We start from the raw sequence: 26644 nt of genomic DNA, 5'->3' as shown, positions 1-26644 counted from the left end.
CCGTCTATGGCTTGTTATTCTTTATTTGCTTCTTCACTTTCTACCATGGCATCTTTTCGAGAAAGATTGATCCTACCCTGTTTATCAACTTCCATCACTTTTACCAGTATTTCGTCACCTATCTTAACAATGTCTTCAACTTTTTCTACACGCTTTTTATCAAGCTTTGAAATATGAACTAGGCCTTCCTTGCCGGGTAAAAACTCTACAAATGCGCCAAAAGGCATTATACGCATAACTTTGCCCATGAAAACCTGTCCGGGTTGGATTTCTTTCGCAATCCCCTCTATGATTTTTAGAGCCTTCAAGCCTGCATTCGTATCGGAAGTGGCAACAAAAACCCTTCCATCGTCTTCAATATCTATCTTTACTCCTGTTTCTGCGATTATCTTATTTATCATCTTGCCGCCTGGGCCAATTACCTCTCTGATCTTATCCGGATCAATATTGGTAGTAAATATCTTTGGTGCATAAGGCGAAAGTTCTTTTCTTGGTTCAGCTATAGCTTTCAAAATAACATCATCAATAATTTGATAACGGCCCTTTTTGGTCAATTCAAAAGCTTGTCTTATTATTTCTTCATTTAATCCTTCAACTTTTATGTCCATTTGTATTGCAGTAATACCGTCCTTTGTACCAGCAACCTTGAAATCCATGTCTCCAAAGAAGTCTTCTATGCCCTGGATATCCATAAAAGTAACGAACCTATCAGAATTGTTTTCATCCATTACCAATCCTGCTGAAATACCTGCAACCGGATTCTTAATAGGCACACCGGCATCCATGAGTGCTAAAGTGCTTCCGCAAACACTCCCCTGTGATGTCGATCCGTTTGACATTAATACTTCAGATACCAGCCTTATAGCATAAGGGAATTCCACTTCATTCGGAATAACTGGTTCTAAAGCCCTTTCAGCAAGTGCACCATGACCTATTTCCCTTCTGCCGGGTCCCCTTGAAGTTTTTGCTTCACCTACACTGTAGCCTGGGAAATTATAATGATGCATATACCTTTTGGTCTCTTCTTCATCCAGTCCGTCCAGCATCTGCACATCCCCCATAGCACCAAGGGTTACAGTTGTGAGAACCTGTGTCTGCCCGCGCTGGAATAATCCTGAACCGTGAGTCCTTGGCAGTAAGGATACTTCTGCAGATAACGGTCTGATTTCATCCAACTTTCTGCCATCTACCCTCTTGCCCTCTTCCAGAATATATTCTCTCACTACCTTTTTCTCAAGTTTATAAATTGCATCAGATATAGTAGATTTCATATCCGGATACTGTTCTTCAAATTTTGCCTGAACTTCTTCAGTCAGCTTTCTTATTTTTTCATCCCTATCCTGCTTGTCTACCGCAAGAACAGCCTCTCTCATTGACCGGTATGAAAACTCTTTAACAGCCTTGAATATTTCCTCCGGAACATCAGATGATACATATTCAAACTTAGGTTTACCTATTTCACTGACGATGTCATTTATGAAATTAACTATTTTCTTTATTTCATCATGACCTTTCCTGATTGCCTCAAGCATTATTTCTTCCGAAACTTCCTTGGCTCCAGCCTCGATCATGGTAATTTTGTCTTTTGTTCCGGCAAGAGTAACATACATCTTGCTTACTTCCCTCTGTGCCAAGGTAGGGTTAATAACAATTTCATCATCAACCAGACCTAAAACTACTCCACCGATAGGTCCTTTAAACGGGATATCGGATACTGATATTGCTATGGAAGCACCAATCATTGCCGCAATTTCCGGTGAATGATCCTGATCAACTGACATTACTGTATTTACCACAGCTACATCATTTCTTAAGTCCTTTGGAAAAAGGGGTCTGATAGGTCTATCGATAACCCTGGATGTAAGTATTGCTTTTTCTGAAGGTTTACCCTCTCTTTTGATAAAGCCCCCAGGAATTTTCCCAACTGCATATAATCTTTCTTCATAATCAACACTTAACGGGAAGAAGTCTATTCCCTCCCTTGGAGCTGCTGATGCTGTAGCGGAAGAAAGAACGACAGTATCACCATACCTGATTAACGCTGATCCATTTGCCAATTGAGCCAGTTTCCCTGTTTCTACAATCAGCTTTCTTCCTGCCAACTCCATACTGAATATTTTTTCCATTTTCATGCCTCCTTCTGTAATAAACTACAGACTGTAGCATGTAGATTCTACACCAAAACTTCACAGATTAAGGATTAGGGATATTCTGTTTGATGTACAATCTACCTTCTACTGCCTGTTGTTTATCTTTACGTAACTTTAATTGTTTTTATATATTATTGCACATTTCCTTTTTTGATATTTAGCCAAAAAATTCTTCTATAACAGCTACCTATAGAAATAAATTTTTGAAAAAATCAATATTGTTAGAAACGTGCTAATATACCATATTAACAAATAATGAGCGGATGTCTCCGCTCATTATTATTTTCTAAGGCTAAGCTTTTCAACTATTGAACGATATCTGTCAATATCGTTGTTCTGAAGATAGTTCAACAGCCCTCTTCTCTGTCCAACCATCTTTAAAAGACCTCTTCTTGAATGATGGTCTTTCTTGTGTACCTTCAAGTGGTCGTTCAAATGATTGATTCTTTCTGTAAGAATTGCAATCTGAACCTCAGGTGACCCTGTGTCATTCTCGTGAATTTTAAACTTTCCGATAATTTCTTGTTTCTGTTCTTTAAACATGATAATAAATCCTCCTCATTTTAAATCGCCATTAGCCCGGTAATTGGTCGGAGTCTTCCAATAACCCAGCAAATGGTTATAATCATACCAAGTTATTTTAGCATACTATTTGTCAATTGTAAATAATTTATTTTTCTTTCAATTCATATATATCAGTCCGGCGATTTTTAAGTAGCGGCAGTTCATTCCGCACCTTTTCCATATGAGCCGAATCAATATCTGCGTATATTATACTCTCACGTTCATCAGTTCTTGATATGATATTTCCCCAAGGCTCAGCTATCATGGAATTTCCATAAGCTACATAGCCGGAATTTATATTTCTTGCAGGTGATGCTGCCGCTACATAAACCTGATTGTCTACTGCCCTGATACGTATCAAAGATTCCCAGTGTGCCGGTCCTGTAACCATATTGAAGGCACCGGGCACCAAAACGAGTTCCGCCCCCTTTAATGCCATAATCCTGAATAATTCAGGAAATCTCATATCGTAGCATATTGCAATGCCCAATTTACACAGTTCAGTGTCTACCACAGTAACCTCATCCCCGGGTGCAAGTATATCAGATTCCTTAAATACTATCTTTCCGGGTATATTAATATCAAACAGATGCATTTTCCTGTGCTTTGCGATAATACTGCCTTTTTTGTCAAATATAATGCTGGTATTATATATTTTGTTTTCACTTGATTCAGGTATTGAACCCGCTGCTACGTAAACACCTGCCTGTGCTGCAGCCTCTTTTAAAGCAGTTACTGTCTCACCGCCATCTAATTCTTCAGCAAATATAGGAAACATTTTGTTATCATAGGGACAGTTGAACATTTCCGGTAATACAACAAGTTCAGCTTTATTTTCAGCTGCTTCTTTTATTAAGCAAACAGCCTTTTTTATGTTTTCCTTTTTGTCTTCCGTGACTTCCATCTGGCAAACCGCAAGTTTAAATCTTTCTTTCATCATAATCCCACCAATGCAAACTTTTTTAAGTATATTATACCAGAACTATTAATTAGTGTATCCGATACCGCAAGAAAATAATTGAACCATTTAACATAATATTGAATATTATGAAATAAAGTAATTATTATCGGAGGAATACTATGAATGACAATCCGGCTATAATACCTAACAATATCCAACCATTATATCCTCAGTGCATTCCTCTCCCCATAATGCCTGTAATGCCACAGCTGGCTCATGCTTATGTACCTATTCAATACCTTAACTGTATATATCCTCCTATGAAAGGCCTTGAAAGTGGGACTATATTCCCTGAACTTGACAGACCTTACGGGACTGATCCGGAATATACAGTTGATGCATAGGAGGTGTAGAAAATGGACATGAATCGTGAACAACTTTTAAAAGAAGTAATGGCTGCAGATTTTACCGTTATAGACTTACACCTGTATCTTGATACTCACCCTTGTGATAGCAGGGCATTAGCCATATATAACAGTGCAGTTCAGAGGTCGAACATGCTCAGAATACAGTTTGAAAGACTGTATGGACCATTGACTCCAATGACACCAAATTTAGGGAACAAATGGCGTTGGATAGAAGATCCGTGGCCTTGGGAAAGGGGGATATAGCGATGTGGATTTATGAGAAAAAACTTGAATATCCTGTTAAGATAAAAACATGCAACCCAAAAATGGCAAAATACATTATAACTCAATATGGCGGGCCGGATGGAGAATTGGCAGCTTCCTTGAGATATCTCAGTCAGAGATTCAGCATGCCTACGGAGGAAGCAAAGGCTATCTTAAATGACATAGGTACCGAAGAAATGGCCCATTTAGAAATGGTCGGTTCCATGGTATACCAGCTTACAAAGGGAGTCCCTGCGGATGTTCTTGAAAAAGAGGGTTTGGGTGCATATTACTCAGACCATGATCATGCAATATATCCTGTAAGTGCAGCCGGAGTGCCATTTACAGCAGCATATATCCAATCAAAAGGGGACCCTATTGCCGATTTGCATGAAGATCTTGCGGCTGAGCAAAAGGCAAGAGCTACTTATGAAAACCTGATTAATCTTACTGATGACCCTGATGTAATTGACCCTTTGAGATTTTTGAGAGAAAGAGAAGTAGTACATTTCCAGCGGTTTGGTGAAGCTCTGAGGATTGTTGAGGAAAAGCTGGCTCAAAAGAATTTTTATATTAAGAAGACGTATTAGGCCTCCGGCCCAATACGTCTTTATAGCAAACTCTCTCTATTCTTTATTTTTACCCCTAGTACATTCATTGCATTTTTATACATTATGTTCTGATAGTGCTCCGATCCGATTTTTCGTTCCAGTTCATTAAAATACTGCTGATAAACAGATAACTCTCCCTTTGGATTATGGTGATAGGTATCTACACCATCTATAGGATTGTCACTACCAAAAAACACTCGATCACTCCCGAAATTCTTAACTATTTCAATAATACTACTTATGGGTACCCATGTTGTATCTGCGTATAAATTTGGGGCTTTTCCCAATAATTCTATTGCCTCCTGATTGTCTGTACCTAATCCCATATGAACCATAACAAAATTGACGTCCGGATACTTTACCGCCATATTATATACATGTATCGGATGTGCTTCTTCGCACCCCCCTGTATGGCTAAAAACCGGTATATGAAATTTCTGAGCCAATTGGATATACGATTCCATCTTAGGAGAATCGAAATAAGTCTTAGAATGGAAGGGATGTACCTTTATACCATATACTATGTCCGAATTTTCTTCCATCAGCCGCCAGAAATCCTCATCCGGTCTTTCTGTTGCAGGCTTTATCCATGGCAATATTCCAATCATATCCGGATGTCTTCTCGCAAAGTCTATGCTTTCTTCAAAGGAAGCTAGCTGGCTTTTTTGCAAAATCATTGGTATTGGATTTAAATCACCATCATATTCTACAGATGATAAATTCGATACCAATGAAAAGTCGATTTCATATCTTTCCATTGATTCTATTACCATCTCTTTTGTCATGCATTTACCTATAGCATTTCCTATATGTACATGTGTATCGATTATCAAACTAATCCTCCGTTCATTATTCCATAAAAAACTATATATACTGTATTCGTAAGCTTTTTATGCTTTTTACCTACAATAATTAAAAAGTTTTTAGTAAAAATTCAACATACTTTATTTTTTTCAGCTTCAACATACTCTTCCAAAGCCTTTGCCAGTTGATCCGGACATGATGTACCCTTGTTCATGCAATCAATACCTTTGAGACGCCTAATTACCTCAACAACTGCCATCCCTTCCACAAGGCTCCCTATTCCCTGAAGGCTTCCCGGACATCCCATACTGAATTTAACACTCATTAACACCCCGTCTTCGACAGAAAATGTTATCCCTCTTGAACAAACCAACCTGGTCTTATAGGTAAAATCCTTCATAAATATATCCTTTCATAAAAACTCTACAAGTTTTGTCAGCTATAACTACGGATGGAGTATTCTATCCTGTTTCAGCAATGCCTCAAGTTCTTCTGCCGGCAAAGGCTTGCTGAAAAAGTACCCCTGCACCTTGTCACACCCCTGCTCTTTGAGGAATGTCAACTGGTCTACCGTTTCTACACCTTCAGCAGTTACACTAAGCATCATACTGTGTGCCATAGAAATAACAGCTTTTGCTATAGCTTCCTCTTTCGAATTATTGGTAATCTCCTGCACGAAATGCTTATCAATTTTCAATGTGCTTATTGGTAAATTTTTCAGGTAATTAAGCGATGAATAACCTGTGCCGAAATCGTCTAGCGAAACCCTTATACCCATATCCCTCAGGCTGTTCAGGACAGTCATCGTGTAATTCAGGTCCTGCATCGCTATACTCTCAGTAATTTCCAGCTCCAGTAATTCAGGAGTCATGCCGGTTTCCTCCAAAACCCTGCTTATCATTTCAACCAGGTCTTTTTGCTGGAATTGACGCGCAGAAAGATTCACTGCCATATTCAGATTTTCTATCCCTTCGCTTCTCCACTTTCTGTTTTGTTTACACGCTGTCCGCAGCACCCATTCTCCTATTGTTATAACTAAACCTGTCTCCTCTGCTAAAGGAATAAATTTTAGCGGCGGAATCATGCCGTGTTCAGGATGAACCCATCGTATCAATGCTTCCACACCTGTAATTGCTCCTGTAGCAATATCAATCTGTGGCTGGTAAAAGACTACAAACTCATTCCTATCTATTGCCCTTCTCATATCATTTTCCATGACAAGCTTTTCCATTATTCTGACATTCATATTCTTTTCATATAACTGATAGTTGTTGCGGCCAAGTTCCTTAGCAGTATACATGGCCATATCGGCATTTTTCAACAATGTAGGCCCATCTTTCCCGTCATTCGGATATATAGTAATCCCTATACTGCATGTAATATAGTAGTCTCTGCCGCTGATGACCCATGGTTCCTGTATGGCGCTTATGATCCTGCCCGCAAGACGAACAGCATCATCGGCTGCATTTATTCTGGGCTGAAGTATTACAAACTCATCCCCTCCCAAACGCGCCACTGTATCATACTCACGTACACAATACTTCAATTTGTCGGAAATCTTTTTAAGAAGCTCATCTCCAAACGCATGACCCTGAGTATCGTTTATCGTCTTGAAATTATCCAGATCTAGATATAATAGTGCACCCATATTCTTATTTCTTTTGGATTCCGCAAGCACCATATTAAGCCTGTCTATCAGGAGTACTCTGTTTGGCAGATGTGTCAATGTATCATAATATGCAAGCTGATGGATTTCTCTCTCAGCTTCTTTCCTTATAGTTATATCCATAAAGGACCCTGCAACTCTGACAAGTTTTCCTGAAGAATCCCATATTCCTTTACCCCTGCTCAATACCCATACTGTGTTTCCGTCCTGCGAGATTATTCTGTATTCAAGCTGTGCACTTTTTTCTTTACCGGTAAAAAACGACCGCATATACTGTAGGTATTTTGCCTTGTCATCAGGATGGATGAGTTCAATAAACATCTCATTTTCCAACTCTTCATCCTTTGAATAACCTGCAATCTGCTTGCCACGCGCCGATATGAACAGTCTGTTAGTCAGAACGTCAAAATCCCAGAGAGCATCATTTGACCCTTCTACAGCAAGCCTGTAGCGTTCTTCACTTTCACTCAATGCATCCCTGCTTTTTTGCAGTTCAAAGTAATTTGACTTTAATTCCTCCTCAGTAGCAGACAGTTCTTCATGCGCAGCCTCTAACGCCTCAAAGCTTTCCATAAGCTTTCTTTCAGTCTTTTTCCGATCTGTGATATCTACACCAGTTGATATCACTACCTCCTGATTTCCTGAGGCATCATATAGAATGCTGTTATTCCAAAGAATGTCGATCAACCTTCCATCTTTGCAAAGAATAGGGTTTTCATGGTTAACAGCCAGCTCACCCTTTTTTATTCTTTCAAAAGCATCTATCATCTCATTATATATATCGCGTGGAATTATGACATCGAACCACTTTTGCCCTAGCACTTCTTCTTCTCTAAATCCTGTCCTGGCTTCAGAAAATTTGTTGAATTTTATCAGATTGCCTTCCATATCCCAGATAACAATCATAATATTTGCATTATCAACAATACTATTAAGAAAGTTTTTTTGTTTCAACAACTCCCTGGTTGCCCCTCTGATCCTTTTTCTCAAGAATTCTATATACCTCTGAATGATAACGACCAGCACAAATATAAGTACTGCTACAATTACAAAACCAGCTATCCACTTTTGCTTTAATGACTCTTTATAATAATCGGAATGATCGAAAAAATACTTCTGATAAAGTTCCTCAAATACTCCGGATTTTTTCAAGGATTTGATTCTGGCGTTTATGTACTCAGCTAATTCTGGTTTGTCTTTATTTATCCCATATGCAAAGTCTATATTGAACTTCTCTGTCCTTAAGCATTCAACCTCTCCCACTATTCCCTTACTTAACAAAGTGAAATTAATCACTTCCCTATTTCCAAAAATAGCATCTACACGCTTTTCAACAAGCTCATCTAGCGCTATGCTCACATCAGTGTAGGTTATATATTTATCCACCCCCAAAGTGTCCTTTAAAACCCTCTCACTATAAGAGCCTTTCATTACCATAACCTTGAATGCACGCAAATTATCAAGATTGATTCCCTGCCTTCCTTTACTTGTGAAAAGTGCCTGATGAGTTTTCAGTACAGGTTCGGAATATATTATTTCCTTTTTCCGTTCATTGGTTATGGATAATAGGCCACATGTATCTATTTCACCGTTTTTTAGTCTGGCATAGACATTTTCCCATATATCGGTTGAGTATTCTATTTTATAGTCCTCACTATTGAAAATAAGACTCCCGAATTCAATGTCAAACCCTGTTAAGTAACTACCATTTACAAACTTGAACGGAGGATAGTTCTTCTCGACCTGGTATTTGATTTCTATAGGATTTGCACTAACATTGACATATGTGAAAAAAGTCAGGATTATAAATACAAGACAGGTTCCCAGTTTTTTAAACATACCATTCCTCCGGTTCTCCGGTATAGAAGCTAAAAGTATAAATCTGAAAACTTATATGCAAAATATTAGAAATATAATAATTGCCTAACATAATAATTATAACTAAATTATATAGCATTGCATATTGTTTTCAATAAATTTTTCAGCGCATATTTCCCAAACTATATTAAACGATAATCCCGAACATATGTTTGATTTTTTCGCATTTATATGGTAAAATATTAATAACATTGTTTATTAAGCCATTTAAATAATATTACAGGAGATACCTATGGAGTTAATTGATAAACTAGAAATATTATCCGATGCTGCAAAGTATGATGTTTCATGCTCTTCAAGCGGCGGAACAAGAAAAAATACAAAAGACGGAATCGGCAATAGCAAAAAAAGCGGAATTTGTCACAGCTGGTCTGCCGATGGCAGATGCATATCACTTCTAAAAATTTTACTCACTAATTATTGTATGTATAATTGTGCTTATTGCGTAAACAGATCTACAAATGACATTCCCAGAGCTGCATTTACACCTGAGGAAGTTGCAGAAATGACGATAAACTTTTACCGCAGGAATTATATTGAGGGTCTCTTTCTGAGTTCAGCTATATTTAAAAGCCCTGACTATACAATGGAGCTGCTTTTGCTTACTGTAAAACTGCTCCGCACCAAATATAAATTTAATGGATATATACATATAAAGGCAATTCCCGGTGCAGATGCCAAGCTTATCTCAGAAACCGGCAAGTATGTCGACCGTATGAGTGTCAATATAGAACTCCCTTCAAATCAAGGTTTGAAGCTGCTTGCACCTCAAAAAAACAAAGATGCGATAATAAAACCAATGAATCTGATAAGTAACAGGATTGTTGAAACCAGAGAAGAAAACCGGCTTTTCAAAAATTCCTCATTATTTGTTCCTGCTGGGCAAAGTACACAATTAATTGTCGGTGCAACTCCTGATAATGATCTAAATATTCTAAAACTTTCAGAAGGTCTATATAAACGCTTTGATCTAAAAAGAGTATATTATTCAGCCTACGTTCCTGTCTCCAATCATCCCAGCCTGCCTAGCATAGAAAAACCTCCTCTGCTTAGGGAACACAGACTTTATCAGGCTGACTGGCTATTGAGGTTTTACGGTTTTTCCGCAAACGAACTGCTTAATGATAGTAATCCTGATTTTTCGGCAGAGCTGGATCCCAAGGCCGATTGGGCGATAAGGAATCTACATTTCTTTCCGGTAGAAATAAACAAGGCAGATTTTTCAATGCTTCTACGTGTTCCGGGAATAGGAGTCAAGTCAGCAAAGAGAATAATTGCTGCGCGACGTACATGCCACCTGGATTTTGAAAACTTAAAAAAACTGGGTGTCGTACTAAAAAGAGCACGTTATTTTATTACCTGCAAAGGAAAACATTTAGGCATATCCAGTATGAATCAGTCATTAATAAAAACCAGTATTCTGGCTCTGACACCACCCGAGCCTTTGAATAATCAATCTTATGAGCAGCTTACTATTTTTCCGTTTCTTCAGAACCAGTATGAAATGTCAACTGTTTTATCAGGTGAACTTTAATCAAGGAGGTTTCCTTTGTTTATTTATATATATGACGGCAGCTTTGAAGGTCTTCTTACTAGTATTTATGAATCATTTTATAGAAAACAGGTTCCTTACAGGATTATTTGCCGACATGATCCACAGGTGAATTTCATCGATCAGAATGTGCATATTGAAACTGATATAGAAAAAGCAAAAAAAGTTTATGATTCAATCAGGCAGAAAATTTCTTCAGTAAGTCTCAAAAAGGTTTTTTATACCTACCTCTCAGACTATGAAGATTCGGGAATCTGGATCTACGACTATCTAAAACTTGGATGGAAAATGGGAAGTAAAGTAGACAACCATCTTGCTGACGAAAGAGTTCTGAAAGTTCATAAAACAAGTCTGAAAGTACTGGCAGAAAGTCATAGACTTCTAGGCTTGATCAGATTCCAGGAAGTTTATGAAGATGTTTTTTATTCACCCATTGAACCTGACCATAATATTTTGAGACTAATAGCCCCGCATTTTGAAAAACGTTTTGCAGACCAGAATTGGATTATTCATGACATAAAAAGATCTCTCACAGCTGTTTATGATAAAAACACCTGTGAAATAAAAAGCACAGAATTTAAAGGAAGCTTCCAAAAAAGTGAAGATGAAGCAAGCTATCAGGCAATGTGGAAGAAATACTTTGAAAGTATAGCAATAAAGAACAGAATAAATCCAAAACTCCAGAGGAGATGTATGCCTGCAAGATATTGGAAGCACCTTATAGAAATGCAGCCTGACTAGACAGAGCCATATGATATGGCTCTGTCTAGTCAGGCAATTGCCGTTTATACTCTTCATTTGAAACCTGATCCATATCATCTACTATACCCTGTTTATCTATTTCATTGGTATAATACTCCTCATAATCATGGTATCCGCCCAGATCCTGAGGACTGTCTGCAGAGCCGTATTTCATAAGATCGTTAAGCTGATCCATACCTTCATGCTCATCATCTTCCCTTCTGTTTAGATACTTTCTGCCAAAAGGAGCATCCCATATGAGTTCCTCATTTGGTCTGTTCTTAGCCAGTATCTCAGGATCAACAGCCTTGCTTTGTTCACATTCTATACAAACACGTGCATATGGTATTACCTCAAGCCTCTCAGTTCCAATATCGTTTCCGCAGAATGCACATCTGCCATAGGTACCCTCATCAATCCGTCCTAGAGCATCATGTATGTCTTTCAACAGGTGTTCTTCGTGAACTCTAAGTGCAAGATTCAATTCAGTCAGAAAAAGTTCACTTCCAAGTTCCGCAGGGTGGTTATCATAACTGGAAAGCTCATTGTTTGAATACTTATCCTGCTCTCCTGTTTTATTTTCCTTCATTAGTTCAATTGTATGCTCTATTTCTCTTCCTTGCGTCTCAAGAAGCTCTTTAAAATGTTGAAAATTGCTGCTATCCATTAATACGCCCTCCTGTTTTTTGCATATTATCCTGAACTATCCTTACTATTTCACTGATAAACTCACCTATAACAGGTAAATTCAACTTGACAACCAACTGTAAAAAATATATTATCAGCGCTCCTAGCAAGGTAAATCCTATAGCGATCCCTACTCCGCGTGCAAGACCTCCTATAAAATTGGCAAAAAGCATCTTTCGGGGGTTCTCAAGATAGTATACATAGTCAACTAGTTTAAATTTCTCCATATTCAAGGAAATCTGATCAAGCTTTTTATTTATTGTTCTAAGTATTCCTATCTTTCCGAACATGTTACCTCCTTAGATACTATAATCTCAAATTGTAGAGGGTTTGATAATATTAACTTTCTAAGCCCTGTTTAGTACTTTAAACTTTGTTATGAGATAATCACAATTATAAATATCCTTTTGAAGTGTACCCTCCATATCTTCGAGCCTAAACATTACAGTATCCATCAACTCCTTCATTTCACTGCTCTCTTTACCAAAATCCTTCGATTGAAGCAAATCCAAAAGATTCCTTGTCTTTGAATAAACATTCTCAAGATCTTCCTTCAATTCAGTATATAAAACTTCTGCCATATTTCCTCCATTCTGTGACCAAACTGCACTGCTTTCAGTTCTGAAAACAAATTCGGCATACATATCAACTTAACTTGAACAATTTTACTATGGGAAATATTCAACTTTTTATTTTTTTATTGCACTATCTGATTATTATAATATACTTGTAATTGGATATATATTTATAAGAACAGGAGGTTTTATATGGAATATAAAGCAGATATCGGAGTTTTTGGCGGCTCAGGTTTTTATTCTTTTTTAGATAATATTGAAGAGATTGAGATTGAAACTCCTTACGGAAATACCAGTGAAAAAATTGCCATTGCCGAATATGAAGGAAAAAGGATCGCTTTCCTTCCACGTCACGGCAGAGAACATCACCTTCCACCACATATGATACCGTACAGAGCAAATCTGTATGCAATGAAACATTTAGGAGTAAAAAAGATATTAGCTCCAACTGCTTCCGGAAGTCTTCAGCCGTACATAAAACCAGGTGACTTTGTAATATGCGATCAATTCGTAGACAGGACTTGGGGACGCAAAGATACCTATTATGATGGCCCTGAAACAAAACATATCAGTGCTGCGCATCCTTATTGTCCCGAACTGAGAAAACTGGCAATTGATACTGGTAAATCATTAGGAATAACAATTCATGAAAAAGGCACAGTTGTTGTGATACAAGGCCCGAGGTTTTCTACTGTTGCAGAAAGCCGCTGGTTCAGTAAAATGGGCTGGGAGGTCATCAACATGACCCAGTATCCCGAATGTTATCTCGCTAGAGAGCTGGGTATATGCTATGCGAATATCGCACTTATCACCGACTTTGACGCTGGTCTTGAAGGAAGTGAGGATATCCCTCCTGTGACAGAGGAAGAGGTATATAAGGTATTTAGTGAAAATAATGATAAAGTTAAGAAAATGCTCTTTGAGGTTATTAAGAAAATAGATATTGAAAGTGCCGGATGCAGCTGTAGCAAGGTATAAAAATTATTAATTGCTATAACCTTGGCTCCCGTAAGTATAGTAAGAGGCTCATTTCACATGAGCCCCTTCTATGTCTTTACTGTTTACTTTTAGAATCCAACGAACTTATTGCCTTTTTTATTAGCCCTTCATCATCTATACTTACCTGAATGACCTCACCGATTCCCCTTGGTAGAATAAATGACAATTTATTATTTTTTATCTTCTTATCAAAAAACATCTGCTTATAGACCTTTTCTACATCTATCCCGTCAAGCTCCACAGGTAGTCCCACTCTGGCTAATGTTTTTGTTACCTTTTCCACTGTTTCACCAGTGACCATCTCAAGCATCTGAGCCATTCTGAAAGCTCCTACCATCCCCAGAGATACACATTCACCATGAAGCAATTCAAAGTCATACACACTTTCAATTGCATGCCCTATTGTATGTCCGAAGTTTAAAACAGCCCTCAGGCCACTTTCCTTTTCATCCTGTTCAACTACTGCTCCCTTTATACTGCAGTTAGTTTTGGCAATAAATTGCAGTATATCCTCATCGAAGTTGAATATTTTCTTTGTGTTATAATCTATATAGTCAAAAAAATCCGAATCCCTGATAATTCCATGCTTGATAATTTCACCGAAACCGGCTATCAGTTCACGTTTTGGCAGTGTCTTAAGCGTGTTGACATTTATATATACAAATCTCGGCTGATAAAATGCTCCGATGATATTTTTACTGCCCTCAAAATCTACCCCCACCTTACCTCCTACACTGCTGTCAGCTTGTGCAAGTGAAGAGGTTGGCACCTGAATGAAGTTTATTCCTCTTAAAAATGTTGCAGCAACAAAACCAGTAATATCTCCTACTACACCGCCGCCCAGGGCTATGAGTACAGAATCCCTGTCAAGCCTTAGCTGCAACAGATATTTGTAAATATCACTTACCGTATCGAGGTTCTTACTCTTCTCTCCAGCCTGTATTATATACTTCTGCACCTCATATCCCGCAGCTTCAATGGAGGCAATACACTCCCCTGCCTGATACTTAGCAACATTAGTATCTGTGATCACAACAATTTTTCCGTTAAGTCTTGCGCTGGAAATACATTTACCTATCCCTGAATAGTCAGTAGTAATATATATAGGGTAGCTTCTCTCACCCAGATTAACATTTACTTTTATCATAGAATGTCCTCCGTGTTAACGCATAAACAGGAAATGAGCAGAATAAGCAAATATACAGGATTTATTCCACTCACACCCGTTACCTTAGAATGTTCAAACTTTGATTACAGTCATGTTAACGCTCTCACCGTTTACATTCCAGTCTTTATTATACCCTTGTTCAGAACGCCCTTCACTGACTTCATCCGCCAGAACTTCTTCAGCTATCAGATCCCTGTTTTTGCTTATAATCTCAGCAATGCGGTCATTTTCACTGTAATAAAGCCTAATATGGTCTTGTACCTCAAAGCCTGCTTCTTTTCTCATAGTCTGAACCTTGCTGATGATTTCACGAACAAAGCCCTCCTCAAGAAGCTCCGGAGTAATATTTGTGTCTAACACCACAGTTACATCCTTCTCGGTTTCTGTAACAAAACCCTGCTTCTGTATAGTTTCTATAAGCAAGTCTGTTTCAACCAGCACGATTTCTGTTCCTTCTAAAACAAATGAAATATTCTGTCCGCTTCTGAGCCTGTTCATTGCTTCGTTTCCGTCTATCTCGGTAAGCTTCTGTCCGATCTGAGGTACAAGCTTTCCATACCTTGGCCCGAGTGTTTTTAGTTGCGGCTTAAACTTATAGGTAGTAAAGTGGCTAGCATCATCAGTAAATATAATCTCTTTTACATTCAATTCATCAGCAATGAGCTCCTTGTAATCTGCCGGTAATTCAAAATCAGCTTTTGCATACATCTTCCCTATAGGTTGACGATTCTTGATATTCGCTGAGTTTCTGCAGGCACGCCCCAGCACTACAAGCTTCAATACAAGTTCCATATTCTTTTCAAGCTCTTTATCGATAAGCTTTTCATCCACTACAGGGAAATCACACAGATGTACGCTTTCAGGAGCACTTGCATCGACGCCTTTAACAATATTCCTGTATATCTCTTCTGCCATAAAAGGTACAAATGGTGCAGACAGCTTAACCAATGTAACAAGTGCAGCATTCAGTGTCATATATGCATTTATCTTATCCTGGTTCATTTCCTTCTGCCAGAAACGCTCCCTGCATCGACGTACATACCAGTTACTCAATTCATCGACAAATTCCTGAATCGCTCTTGCTGATTCTGTAATACGATAATTTTCAAGGTTCTTGTCTACTAAGCCTATCAAAGTATTAAGTTTTGACAAAAGCCACTTGTCCATCTGTGACAACTTATCATATTCCAATTTATATTTTGTAGGGTCAAACTCATCAATATTTGCATACAATACATAGAATGCATAGGTATTCCAGAGGGTTCCCATAAACTTCCTCTGTCCTTCACTTACTGCCTCTTCATAAAAGCGGCTTGGCAGCCATGGTGCGCTTCCGGTATAGAAATACCAGCGGACTGCATCTGCTCCCTGTTTATCCAGAACTGTCCACGGGTCAACTACATTTCCTTTATGCTTGCTCATCTTCTGCCCTTCCTTATCCTGAACAAGACCAAGAACTATTACATTCTTATATGCAGGCTCGTCAAAAAGCAGGGTTGAAATAGCCAGCAGTGTATAGAACCATCCTCTGGTCTGGTCAAGAGCCTCACTGATGAAATCAGCAGGGAAGTTATCCTTGAATATCTCTTCATTTTCAAAAGGATAATGCCATTGTGCAAAAGGCATTGCCCCTGAGTCAAACCAGCAGTCGATTACCTCTGTAACCCTCTTCATCTTCCCGGACTTACATTTAGGACATGTCAGATACACATTATCTATATATGGCTTGTGAAGCTCTATATCCTCGGGTACATCCTGTCCCATCTCTTTCAATTCCTTTATACTACCTATAAGATGTCTGTGTCCGCATTCACATTCCCATATAGGTAATGGTGTCCCCCAATACCTTTCACGGCTTATACCCCAATCAACTACATTTTCTATAAAGTTTCCAAAACGTCCGTCTCTTATATTTTCAGGCAGCCAATTTATCTTCTTGTTGTTTTTTACAAGACGATCCTTTACCTCTGTCATTTTTATGAACCAGGTATCACGAGCATAGTAAAGTAACGGTGTATCACATCTCCAGCAGAATGGATATGAATGCTCATAATCCAGGGATTTATACATCAGATTCCTCATGTCGAGAGTTTTAATTATTTCTGAATCTGCATCCTTTGCAAATACACCCTTCCATGGTTCTACCGCATCAACGAATTTCCCCTGCTCATTTACAAGCTGAACAAACGGCAGGTCGTACTCTCTTCCCATTCTTGCGTCATCTTCACCAAACGCAGGAGCAGTGTGCACTATTCCTGTACCGTCAGTTAAAGTTACAAAATCACCGCAAACAACATAGAAAGCCTTTTTATTAATTTCGGCAAAGTCAAAAAGCGGTTCATACTCAACTCCGGCAAGGTCTTTACCTTTAAACTTTTCTACAATTGTATACTCTTCCTGTAAAACCGTTTCAGCTAAAGATTCAGCCAGTATATAGTACTCATCTGCACACTTTACTTTTACATATGTGAAGTCTGCATTTACAGTCAATGCTACATTTGACGGCAAAGTCCATGGAGTAGTAGTCCATGCCATCAGATACTCCTGCTTTTTACCTTTTATCGCAAACTTAACATAAATAGATTTTTCTTTTACATCCTTATAGCCCTGAGCAACCTCATGACTTGAAAGTGAAGTACCACAACGCGGGCAGTATGGAACAATCTTATGCCCCTTATACAAAAGGTCCTGATCCCATATCTTTCTTAATGCCCACCAGACAGATTCTATATAACTGTTATGGTATGTTACATAGGGATGATCCATATCAGCCCAGTACCCTACCCTATCACTCATTTTTCTCCACTCAGTCTCGTATTTCCATACACTTTCTTTGCACTTTTTTATAAATGGCTCTACGCCATACTTTTCTATATCAGGTTTTCCGCTAATGCCCAACACTTTCTCAACTTCCAGCTCTACAGGAAGTCCGTGAGTATCCCATCCCGCTTTTCTCAAAACTTTATAGCCCTTCATTGTCTTATACCTTGGGATAATGTCTTTTATTACACGTGTCAGAATATGACCTATATGAGGCTTTCCATTTGCCGTTGGCGGACCGTCATAAAAAGTAAAAGTAGGCCCGTTTTCTCTGGATTCGATGCTTTTTTTAAATATTTCATTTTCTTTCCAATACTTTAAGACTTCCTGCTCTCTGTCTATAAAGTTTAGATTAGTAGACACTTTTTCGTACATTTCCATACCTCCATCTTAATATTTAAATAAAATTCCTATGCTAAGAAAATATACTTTTCCAAACAATAAAAAACCCTCTCGATCTATTTACATAGGGACGAGAGGGTATATCTCACGCGGTACCACCCGATTTATTATGACATCACAGAGCTATTTCAAGCGCTACGCAATAGTAATCCAATCTATCACTAGTTATCGCCTGTAGTCTGCAAACTGTATTTCAGCTTGTCTAATCACTTCATTCCTTAACGGTTTTAGCCGGCATCCCTTACTTATTTATTCAGGTAGCAACTCATGGATGATTTTCAAAGGTATTCTCTGCAGGACTTGCACCATAATGCACAGGTATCTGTAATAGCATTGCCTGTCATCCGCCTGCTCTCTATAAAAAGAACCACCATCTACTCTTTCCAATCGCAGTTTTTATTCAATATTTATTTTTCTAGAATTATATAATAACAAAAGCTTGTATGTCAAGAGTCAGGCTTACTGTCAATACTTACTATTCATAATCCTCAAACATCTGCTTTAATACCTCTAATTGTGAAAGCAGGAGAGTTTCTGATTTTGATTTGAAGATATGCAGTTTCTTCCTCAACTCTTCATATTCAAATTTTATTTTAATTACTTCCTGATTTGCCTCACCAATTATTCTCTGTGCCTTTAGCTCGGCTTCCTTGATAATATTTTCCGCCTTTTCATATGAGTTCTTTTTAATCTCCTCACTTGTCTGCTGAGCAACTATCAAAATATTTTGCAAGGAATCTTCAATATTCTTATAGTGTTGTATTCCTTCATTTAGAACAGATATCCTATCCTTCAGCTCAACATTTTCTCTTACATATTCCGAATAATCTTCTATAACCTTGTCCAAAACTTCATTTACTTCATCCTCATTATAGCCCATGAAACCCTTTTTAAAAGTCAAGTTTTGCAAATCGTTCGGGGTGTAATTCATACATGGCACCTCTCTATATATATTTCTTTAGTAAAATCCTGATTCTATCTTTCCTGGTAATACTCCCTACACTTTCCATCACCAACCGGCCTTTTCCCCTTATAGAAATTGTGTCTCCCTCTTTAACCTGCTTGGTGGGGGTATTGGCCGTATCCCAGTTCAGATTTACCCTATCTGCCTTAATCAACTCCAAAATCTTGCTTCTCGATATGCCAAAACCTGCACTTGCCACACAATCAAGCCTTAAGGAAGCAACAGAAGCCTTGATCTCTTTGGTTTTTGAATCAGGTGTATTTATACTATCTACTTCTTTTACGCTTATCATGATTTTGGCTTTGCCTATTCTATCCAGATTAAATGCTATGTATTCTGCAATATCACTTAAAACAATAATGTCACAGGTTTCTTCACCTACAAGAATATCACCAATCTTTTCCCGTTTTATACCAAGGGACATAAAAGCCCCAAGGTAGTCTCTGTGAGTCAAGCTTTCCCTGCTTAGCACTTCAACCCTTATGACTTTAAGGGGAAGCTCATCTATTATATCGTCATCCTGAAAAATAAAATTAGGGCCGAAAATAATAATAACTCTCTCTGCCCCATTGTACCCACCACTAAATGCATAGTTTAAATTCTTTGTCCCAGCTAAAGCTTTCTCGATTACACTCCTCTGATACGGATCCAAAAAATGTGAAAACACGGAATTATTAATATATTCAGCCTTTTCCGCCTTATCCAGTAATTTTGATATCAGCAGTTTATCTTCTATCTTTGTAACTCTTTTTAATATAGCACTTTTGTCGATCATAGCTAAAACATCCAATAGCCACCGAGCAGCATTCTCCTGATTACATTCCTGACTATGTTGATAAGTATAAATGCGATTATGGGTGAGAAATCTATCATCATATTTCTACCCATGGCAGACCTCTCAATCAAGCCTCTTATTGGCGCCAAAACCGGCTCAGTGACTTGGTATAAAAGCCTTATGAACTGATTATCCTTAGGAACCGGTACCCAAGATATTATTACCCTTGCAAGTATGGCATACTCAATAATCATCAAAAGTAAATCTATAGCTCTATAAACAGTTATCATCATTACCTCCGGCTCTATTTAGCCCAGGGAAATACTCCCTTATTTCTCAGTTCATCCTTAAAATCTCCCATAAGATCAACATTACTAGGAGCTATGATAAATATTCCGCCTGAAACTTTCTGAATATTTCCATCAAGTGCATAAATTGATCCACTGAGAAAATCAATTATCCTCTGAGCATTTTCCTTATCAAGTTCTTCTAAATTAACAACAACCGGTTTTTTACTTTTTAGATGATCACAGATATCTTGAGCATCGTCAAAGTTTTCAGGCTGCATAATAACAACTTTAAGCTGACTTGCTGAATGAATATTTACTACCTTGTTTTGCTGTTTTCTTGATGAATGCTGTAAGAACTGGGGTTGAGCAATTTCTTCCTTTGAGTCTTCCTGTTCCTCAACTATATCCTCTTCTTCTTCCGCTTCCCAACCAACAAAATTGAGAACCTTATCAAATAGCTTTGCCATAAGTAAATCCTCCTATTTTTTCTTTTGTAATAAATTGTGCCACTTTAATTATATAACTTTCCAACAATAATAAAAATAGTACTTTAGGTCCAGAAAATACAATCCTTTGCTGTTTGCAGATTCATCCCGATGGAGAATACTGCCGCCTTCCAAAAATTGCAGTACCTATACGTACCATATTAGAGCCTTCTTCAATAGCAACTTCAAAATCGTTGCTCATTCCCATGGAAAGATAATCCATATTTATATTATCAATATTTTCCCGCTTTATGTCAATAAATATTTTTCTTAATTCCCTAAAGACCGGCCTAACTTCTTCCTGGTTTTGTACAAGTGGAGCAATGGTCATCAAGCCTTTTACACTTATATTATCAAACTTGCTTACATTTTTTATGAACTCAAGAGATTCCTCTGAAGAGAGCCCAAACTTCGATTCCTCTCCGGCAACATTTATCTGTACAAGAATGTCTAATATTTTACCCGCTTTCTTTGCCCTCAAATCAATTTCACGGGCAAGGTCAATTCTATCAACAGAATGAATTAAGGCCACTTTGTCAACTATGTACTTTACTTTGTTTGTTTGTAAATGTCCAATGAGGTGCCATTTGCACTCCTCACTCAATATATCGTATTTTTCACATAATTCCTGAACCCTATTTTCACCCAAATTTTTCAAACCAGCTTCTATAGCCTTATTTATCCTTTCAGGCTCCACTGTCTTACTGACAGCAATGATCTCTATGTCGCTCAAGCTTCGCCCGCTTTTTAATGCTGCTTTCTCTACTCTTTTACGAATATCTTCAATATTGTGTTTAATAAAGTCATTTTCATTACTCATTTGATTATCATCTGCCCCTCCTGAATATTTCCCGGATTACAAACGTATATGTCATATAGCCCAATTCCATTTTTAGTCTTATCGTCCAGACTGGTTACTATGGCAAATTCTTCGTCTGTGCCTTTGATTTTCACATCTCTTATAGTTGCATAGTTTGATTTCACCAGCACTACCTTAGCCTTCATGTTTTTCATATCAATATTCAACAGACTATTCAAGGGCACCCTATATCCTTTATAATGCTTTGAAATAATATCGACGTTAACCTTTCTGAGCCCTGATGTTTCACTTATTCCTTGATTAACCCTAAATGCAAGTATTATTTTGCCATCTATCTTTTCTGATTTATATTCAATTGTACTATCTATTATTTTACTGATTTCATTTATCCTTATGTCAATAGAATCACCAACTTTATATCGCTCAGCTTTTGAAGGAGTCAATGCTGCTAATATATAGCAGTCCAAATCTTTTATAACTTTTGCAAAGGGTTTTCCGGCTTCAACAGTTTTGCTGCCAGTAAAATTAATGTTCTTCCCTTCTTTTATGCTCTCTAGAAATTTCGGGGTAATATCCTTTATTGCTGATGATCTCAACATGTTTTCATATCCGTCCGTGGTATATGATATTATACCCGAAGACTTTGAGACAATATTTCTTGTATTCATTCTCATCTGCAACTGCAATTTTTCCTTTTCCTTCTGCAGAGAATTTATGTAAGTATCCGTACTACCTGTATCACCTGAAATTGTGGCTTTTTTTTGTATCAGTTCATCTATATCATCTTTTATTTGCCCAATCTTCAAAAGACTGTTCTTATTTCCTTGCTCAATTACAAGTTTTACCTTGTCACCTATTTCGTTCTCAATCTTAACAATATCTTCAGAAAAAATTTCAGTATTTTTGTTTTTTTCCTGTTTGGCCTTTATGATATCAAGTTCCTTATTCTTTAATGCTTCCAATATGCTGTCACTATCATCCTTAAGTACTGTGGCAATATTAGTATTGACAGCAACTTTTTCTCCCTCTCCCACCTCAGGAATACAGGTACCCTCAAAGGGTGACTGAAGTACTTCCTCATTTCGTACGAAATAACCGTCAGTATTAACAGAATCCTCCAGCTCTCCTATTCTGACAATATCTGTACTTATAGTTTCACCATATAACCAGTGTATTAACGAAGGTACATACAACAATATGAATACTATTATGATAAAACTACCAATTTTTATTCTAGAATTTTTTCCTTCGCTTCTCTCTTCCACTTTTTCATTTGGTTTCTCTTCCATAAAAACACCCCGTAAAAGGCAATTAAATCTTTACTATTCCCTTTTCTTTCATCTTCTGTACAGCAATCATTACACCAAGCTTAACGTGTTCATATACTAGCCCTCCTTGCATATATGCAACGTAAGGCGGCTTTATGGGGGCATCCGCACTGAGTTCAATTGACGACCCCTGAATGAAAGCTCCTGCAGCCATTATAACCGGACTATCGTATCCTGGCATGTCCCAAGGCTCTGGATTAACGAAAGCATCTACAGGTGAACCCTTCTGAATCCCTTGACAGAATGCAATCAGGCTGTCTGGGTTATTGAACTTTATAGCTTGAATTATATCTCCCCTTTTTTCTGTAGTTGCCGGAGATGTTTCAAATCCGAGCCTCTCCATCAAAGCAGCACAGAAAACTGCACCTTTTAAGCTTTCTGCCACTACATGGGGCGCAAGAAAAAGCCCTTGGAACAACAATCTGTTATGTCCCAGAGTAGAACCAACTTTTTTCCCTAAACCTGGTGTTGTAAGCCTATATGCCGCTTTCCTGACACAACTTTCTCTTCCTGCAACATAACCTCCTGTAGGAGCAAGACCTCCACCGGCATTTTTTATCAGTGAGCCTGCTACCAAATCAGCCCCAACTTCAGTCGGTTCCCTATCCTCTACGAATTCACCATAACAATTATCCACCAATACAACTATATCCTTTTTTACCCCTTTAATGAACTCTATGACTTTTGCAATTTCATCTATCTTTATGGATGGTCTCCATCCATATCCTCTTGAGCGTTGTATAAGGACGAGTTTGGTATTTTCATTTATTGCTTCTTTTATAGCATTATAATCCATTCCACCGTCAGGAAGGAGTTCTACCTGATTGTAAGATACACCGAATTCCTTAAGTGAACCTGCACCCTCACCTCTAATTCCAATAACTTCTTCCAATGTGTCATAAGGTTTTCCCGTTACAGACAGCAGCTCTTCTCCTGGTCTTAGGTTTCCATACATGCATATTGCCAAAGCTTGAGTTCCCGAAACTATCTGATGTCTGACCAATGCATCCTCTGCCTTGAAAACATCTGCATATACCGAATCAAGAACTTCCCTTCCTCTATCATCATAACCGTATCCTGTGGTCCCAGAAAAATGTGAATCACTCAAGGAGTTGTTCTGCATAGCCCTTATTACTTTTATCTGATTGTACTCTTTTATGTAATCAATTTCTCTTATTACTTCTTCGATTTCCTTTTCTATGGAGTTTGAGATATTGACTATGCTTTCATTTATCCCAAACTCACTTTTCATATAATTCTGTATTCTAAAATTCATTTGTAATCCTCTCTTTGAGTAAAATGTGCAATTTAGTATGCGGTATTGCATTGTGTTCTGAAATAAGCATTATTTATATTTTATACAACTACGGGATTTATTTCAATGATTAAGGATAATTTAAATATATTGACAAGCTTAAACACTGAATAAGTTGCCTTGATTTTCGGTCCATGATGATGTAGTATTTGAATATGTTGTGCATTAACGTCATTATCGATTGAATAATTGTTTGTAGGGAACGCCCCCCGTGGTGTTCCGCTATTTGGCAGGATATTTAACCATTCAATCCATTCCCTACAGAGACGAATTATTTTTTATTGGCGCATGTAGGGACGTATTGCAATACGTCCGCCCTAGATAGGTAAATATCCATTTGTTATATTGATATTTAATTCTGGTAAATTTACGGCCGTATATCCATACGGCCCTACAACGATTTAATACACACTATATTCAAAAGGTGATCAAATGATATTAAAATACATAGTGGATGAAGAATCCTCTGGAAAAAACGTGAAATACATATTGAAAAACAAATTGGATTTATCAGAAAGACTTGTAAAAAGGCTCAAGTACAGCAGTAAAGTTTTGTGTAATTCAACCCCTGTATATGTAAATACCATTGTTAAAACCGGAGATATTATTGAAGCTCTTGTTGATTTCGAAGAGGACTGTAGTGATATTATTCCAGAAAAAATAGATATGGATATTATCTATGAGGATGAATTCATGATAGTACTCAACAAACAGTCAAACATAGTTGTACATCCTACAAGCTCTCATATATCCGGAACAATCGCCAATGCAATAATGTACTACTTGAGTTCAAAAGGGATTTCAAAAAAGATCAGACCTGTAAGCCGTCTTGATAGGGATACAACAGGTATAATTATTTTTGCAAAAAATGAGTATGTACAGGAATCCCTTATAAGGCAGATGAACAACAAGCTATTTTCCAAGGAGTATATTGGCGTAGTATATGGAAATGTATATCCCTGTAAAGGTACGATAAACATGCCCATAGGTCGCAAACCTGACAGTATAATGCTTAGGCATATCACTCCATCAGGTGATCATGCAGTAACTCACTATGAAACACTTGAACTTTTTCCCAATGCGACCAAATTGAAATTCCTTTTGGAAACCGGTAGAACTCATCAGATTAGGGTTCACTGTCAGGGAATCGGTCATCCTCTGATTGGAGATACCTTATATCCTCCATTATCCCCTGTTGCTTATGAAATGCTCAATGAATATATAGGCAGGCAAGCACTTCACTCTCACAGGGTCCGTTTCATACACCCCTTTTTCAAAAGTGAAATGGATCTCCTTGCCCCTATTCCAGCAGATATGATTAATCTGTTGGAAATATTAAGAAAATAATATCCCATTTATTTACAGCTTTTTACACTAATGGTATTATGTATATGATACGCGGAGTATCTCGACTATAGTAACCGGGGGGAAATGTTGTGGAAATACTAAAGGAACGTTATACCATTACAGAACTAAGCGAATATCTGCACATAACAGATCACGCTCTAAGATACTATGAAAAGGAATTCAATCTTAAAATTCCAAAAGATGAACGTGGAAGACGCTTTTATACTACGGAACACGCAAATCTAATGTATCAAATCAAAAAAATGAGAGACGAAGGTCTTGAAATAAAGGCAATAAAAAAAATTCTCGAATCGGAAAGTATAAGCGAAGAACCTCCACCTGTTGTTTTAGACGACGGATCTATGTCTCTAATAACCATAGATCCGATAGATAGCCCCCTTGATATCAGACAGTTCTTTGAAGACTTCCGTGAGCAGCTTACAAACAGTGTAACTGCGGAAGTAAGTTCTGCTAGAGAGCACATTACAAAGGAAATCACTAAAACAAAGCTGGAACTAGGAGCTTGTGTAGAAAATAGTGCACGTAAGCTTGAAAGTAAGATGGAAAAGCATTTTGCAGAGGTTGACCGTTCATTGGGCAAGTGGAGAGAAAGAAATCACAAGAGTTTTTTTAGGAGACTTTTTAAATAAGAATTATAAAAAAAGCAGGGAATGAAAATTTCCCTACTTTTTTTTATTTTTATAATAAAAGTAAATAAAAAAAGCATCCCTTTTTAGGATGCATTTTTTATTTTCGATCTATTAACTTACTTTTAGCTCCAGTCTTAACTTATCTGCTACCATAGCTATAAACTCTGAGTTTGTAGGTTTTCCTTTTCCTATACTTACAGTATAACCGAAAAGTGCATCTATGGTGTCAACCTGACCTCTGCTCCATGCAACTTCGATTGCATGTCTTATTGCTCTCTCAACTCTACTGGGGGTAGTATTGTATTCCTTAGCAATTGATGGATATAACTGTTTAGTTATTGAATTAATGATATCCAAATCCTTAACAACCATCATTATTGCATCCCTAAGATACTGATATCCCTTAATATGAGCTGGTACTCCGATTTCATGCATAATGCTTGTCACTTCAACTTCAAGATTCCTTGAAGGAGATACATGA

General features: G+C 37.7%; 27 protein-coding genes and 1 other annotated feature. Of the genes, 8 read left to right on the top strand and 19 right to left on the bottom strand.

The genetic code is table 11. The annotated features are described in order from the left end of the window. Positions 1 to 14 precede the first annotated feature (14 nt). From N3I35_07830 to N3I35_07820, 3 genes are all read right to left on the bottom strand, one after another. On the bottom strand, positions 15 to 2126 hold the full coding sequence (locus N3I35_07830; GenBank protein ID MCX8129990.1) for a polyribonucleotide nucleotidyltransferase: 2112 nt from the start codon (positions 2124 to 2126) through the stop codon (positions 15 to 17). Between the two features lie 303 nt (positions 2127 to 2429). After that, positions 2430 to 2693, bottom strand: coding sequence for a 30S ribosomal protein S15 (gene rpsO / locus N3I35_07825; protein MCX8129989.1), 264 nt, complete (start codon positions 2691 to 2693; stop codon positions 2430 to 2432). Between the two features lie 127 nt (positions 2694 to 2820). After that, on the bottom strand, positions 2821 to 3651 hold the full coding sequence (locus tag N3I35_07820; GenBank protein MCX8129988.1) for a carbon-nitrogen hydrolase family protein: 831 nt from the start codon (positions 3649 to 3651) through the stop codon (positions 2821 to 2823). Positions 3652 to 3866: 215 nt separating this feature from the next. Here N3I35_07820 and N3I35_07815 point away from each other — a divergent pair, with 215 nt between their 5' ends. From N3I35_07815 to N3I35_07805, 3 genes are read left to right on the top strand one after another with little or no spacing between them, the layout of a single operon-like run. Next, a complete protein-coding gene (locus N3I35_07815) occupies positions 3867 to 4019 on the top strand; it encodes a spore coat associated protein CotJA (protein MCX8129987.1) in 153 nt (50 codons plus the stop codon). 12 nt (positions 4020 to 4031) lie between these two features. Next, positions 4032 to 4286 carry a spore coat protein CotJB gene (locus tag N3I35_07810; protein ID MCX8129986.1) on the top strand — a complete coding sequence of 85 codons (255 nt, stop codon included), beginning with the start codon at positions 4032 to 4034 and terminating at the stop codon, positions 4284 to 4286. Positions 4287 to 4288: 2 nt separating this feature from the next. Then, positions 4289 to 4876 carry a manganese catalase family protein gene (locus N3I35_07805; GenBank protein ID MCX8129985.1) on the top strand — a complete coding sequence of 196 codons (588 nt, stop codon included), beginning with the start codon at positions 4289 to 4291 and terminating at the stop codon, positions 4874 to 4876. A 20-nt stretch (positions 4877 to 4896) separates the two neighbouring features. On the opposite strand, the gene N3I35_07800 is transcribed toward N3I35_07805, so the two are convergent. The 3 genes from N3I35_07800 to N3I35_07790 all read right to left on the bottom strand — a co-directional run bounded on the left by N3I35_07800 (position 4897) and on the right by N3I35_07790 (position 9206). Next, on the bottom strand, positions 4897 to 5730 hold the full coding sequence (locus N3I35_07800) for an amidohydrolase family protein (protein MCX8129984.1): 834 nt from the start codon (positions 5728 to 5730) through the stop codon (positions 4897 to 4899). Positions 5731 to 5831: 101 nt separating this feature from the next. Beyond that, on the bottom strand, positions 5832 to 6101 hold the full coding sequence (locus N3I35_07795; GenBank protein ID MCX8129983.1) for a TIGR03905 family TSCPD domain-containing protein: 270 nt from the start codon (positions 6099 to 6101) through the stop codon (positions 5832 to 5834). 45 nt (positions 6102 to 6146) lie between these two features. Then, the gene (locus tag N3I35_07790; GenBank protein ID MCX8129982.1) at positions 6147 to 9206 is read right to left on the bottom strand and encodes an EAL domain-containing protein; all 3060 of its coding nucleotides are present in this window, start codon (positions 9204 to 9206) and stop codon (positions 6147 to 6149) included. Between the two features lie 271 nt (positions 9207 to 9477). On the opposite strand from N3I35_07790, the gene N3I35_07785 reads away from it, so the two are divergent. Both N3I35_07785 and N3I35_07780 read left to right on the top strand, forming a co-directional pair. After that, positions 9478 to 10779, top strand: a complete 1302-nt coding sequence (locus N3I35_07785) for a putative DNA modification/repair radical SAM protein (GenBank protein ID MCX8129981.1) — start codon at positions 9478 to 9480, stop codon at positions 10777 to 10779. A 15-nt stretch (positions 10780 to 10794) separates the two neighbouring features. Next, positions 10795 to 11538, top strand: a complete 744-nt coding sequence (locus N3I35_07780) for a TIGR03915 family putative DNA repair protein (GenBank protein MCX8129980.1) — start codon at positions 10795 to 10797, stop codon at positions 11536 to 11538. 25 nt (positions 11539 to 11563) lie between these two features. Here the strand turns inward: N3I35_07780 and N3I35_07775 are convergent, their stop codons facing one another. The 3 genes from N3I35_07775 to N3I35_07765 are packed head-to-tail and all read right to left on the bottom strand — an operon-like array spanning position 11564 to position 12806. Then, positions 11564 to 12205: a TraR/DksA C4-type zinc finger protein gene (locus tag N3I35_07775; protein ID MCX8129979.1), complete on the bottom strand. Its 642-nt coding sequence runs from the start codon at positions 12203 to 12205 to the stop codon at positions 11564 to 11566. Beyond that, positions 12198 to 12515: a DUF5665 domain-containing protein gene (locus N3I35_07770; GenBank protein MCX8129978.1), complete on the bottom strand. Its 318-nt coding sequence runs from the start codon at positions 12513 to 12515 to the stop codon at positions 12198 to 12200. Before N3I35_07770 ends, N3I35_07775 begins: the two co-directional genes overlap by 8 nt. A gap of 57 nt (positions 12516 to 12572) precedes the next feature. Beyond that, on the bottom strand, positions 12573 to 12806 hold the full coding sequence (locus N3I35_07765; GenBank protein ID MCX8129977.1) for a hypothetical protein: 234 nt from the start codon (positions 12804 to 12806) through the stop codon (positions 12573 to 12575). Positions 12807 to 12992: 186 nt separating this feature from the next. Here N3I35_07765 and N3I35_07760 point away from each other — a divergent pair, with 186 nt between their 5' ends. Continuing rightward, entirely contained in the window at positions 12993 to 13778 is a 786-nt protein-coding gene (locus N3I35_07760) for an S-methyl-5'-thioadenosine phosphorylase (GenBank protein MCX8129976.1), read from the top strand. Between the two features lie 76 nt (positions 13779 to 13854). Here the strand turns inward: N3I35_07760 and aroB are convergent, their stop codons facing one another. From aroB to N3I35_07715, 9 genes are all read right to left on the bottom strand, one after another. Next, positions 13855 to 14946, bottom strand: a complete 1092-nt coding sequence (gene aroB, locus N3I35_07755; GenBank protein ID MCX8129975.1) for a 3-dehydroquinate synthase — start codon at positions 14944 to 14946, stop codon at positions 13855 to 13857. Between the two features lie 93 nt (positions 14947 to 15039). Further along, on the bottom strand, positions 15040 to 18162 hold the full coding sequence (ileS, locus tag N3I35_07750) for an isoleucine--tRNA ligase (GenBank protein MCX8129974.1): 3123 nt from the start codon (positions 18160 to 18162) through the stop codon (positions 15040 to 15042). 90 nt (positions 18163 to 18252) lie between these two features. Continuing rightward, positions 18253 to 18589: a binding site (T-box leader), on the bottom strand. A gap of 75 nt (positions 18590 to 18664) precedes the next feature. After that, complete coding sequence (locus N3I35_07745; GenBank protein MCX8129973.1) at positions 18665 to 19120, bottom strand: DivIVA domain-containing protein; 456 nt, start codon at positions 19118 to 19120, stop codon at positions 18665 to 18667. A gap of 13 nt (positions 19121 to 19133) precedes the next feature. After that, a complete protein-coding gene (locus N3I35_07740) occupies positions 19134 to 19928 on the bottom strand; it encodes a YlmH/Sll1252 family protein (protein MCX8129972.1) in 795 nt (264 codons plus the stop codon). Between the two features lie 2 nt (positions 19929 to 19930). After that, positions 19931 to 20221 (bottom strand): YggT family protein, encoded by a 291-nt coding sequence (locus N3I35_07735; protein ID MCX8129971.1) that lies wholly within the window; start codon positions 20219 to 20221, stop codon positions 19931 to 19933. A gap of 11 nt (positions 20222 to 20232) precedes the next feature. Beyond that, positions 20233 to 20685 carry a cell division protein SepF gene (locus tag N3I35_07730; GenBank protein MCX8129970.1) on the bottom strand — a complete coding sequence of 151 codons (453 nt, stop codon included), beginning with the start codon at positions 20683 to 20685 and terminating at the stop codon, positions 20233 to 20235. A gap of 121 nt (positions 20686 to 20806) precedes the next feature. Continuing rightward, a complete protein-coding gene (locus tag N3I35_07725; protein ID MCX8129969.1) occupies positions 20807 to 21523 on the bottom strand; it encodes a YggS family pyridoxal phosphate-dependent enzyme in 717 nt (238 codons plus the stop codon). Continuing rightward, positions 21520 to 22812, bottom strand: coding sequence for a hypothetical protein (locus N3I35_07720; GenBank protein ID MCX8129968.1), 1293 nt, complete (start codon positions 22810 to 22812; stop codon positions 21520 to 21522). The genes N3I35_07725 and N3I35_07720 overlap by 4 nt, the downstream gene beginning before the upstream one ends. A 22-nt stretch (positions 22813 to 22834) precedes the next feature. Continuing rightward, complete coding sequence (locus tag N3I35_07715) at positions 22835 to 24127, bottom strand: methionine gamma-lyase family protein (GenBank protein ID MCX8129967.1); 1293 nt, start codon at positions 24125 to 24127, stop codon at positions 22835 to 22837. 471 nt (positions 24128 to 24598) lie between these two features. Here N3I35_07715 and N3I35_07710 point away from each other — a divergent pair, with 471 nt between their 5' ends. Both N3I35_07710 and N3I35_07705 read left to right on the top strand, forming a co-directional pair. Next, positions 24599 to 25513, top strand: coding sequence for an RluA family pseudouridine synthase (locus N3I35_07710; protein MCX8129966.1), 915 nt, complete (start codon positions 24599 to 24601; stop codon positions 25511 to 25513). Between the two features lie 89 nt (positions 25514 to 25602). Further along, positions 25603 to 26163 carry a MerR family transcriptional regulator gene (locus N3I35_07705; GenBank protein ID MCX8129965.1) on the top strand — a complete coding sequence of 187 codons (561 nt, stop codon included), beginning with the start codon at positions 25603 to 25605 and terminating at the stop codon, positions 26161 to 26163. Between the two features lie 111 nt (positions 26164 to 26274). Here the strand turns inward: N3I35_07705 and spo0A are convergent. Next, positions 26275 to 26644: sporulation transcription factor Spo0A (spo0A, locus tag N3I35_07700; protein ID MCX8129964.1), on the bottom strand; the 370-nt coding region annotated here is incomplete at its 5' end.

This window comes from Clostridia bacterium, assembly GCA_026414765.1.
Lineage (GTDB): Bacteria > Bacillota > Clostridia > Acetivibrionales > DSM-27016 > SKW86.
Note: the sequence above shows the minus strand (reverse complement) of the source record. Positions and strands in the feature narration are given on the sequence as shown.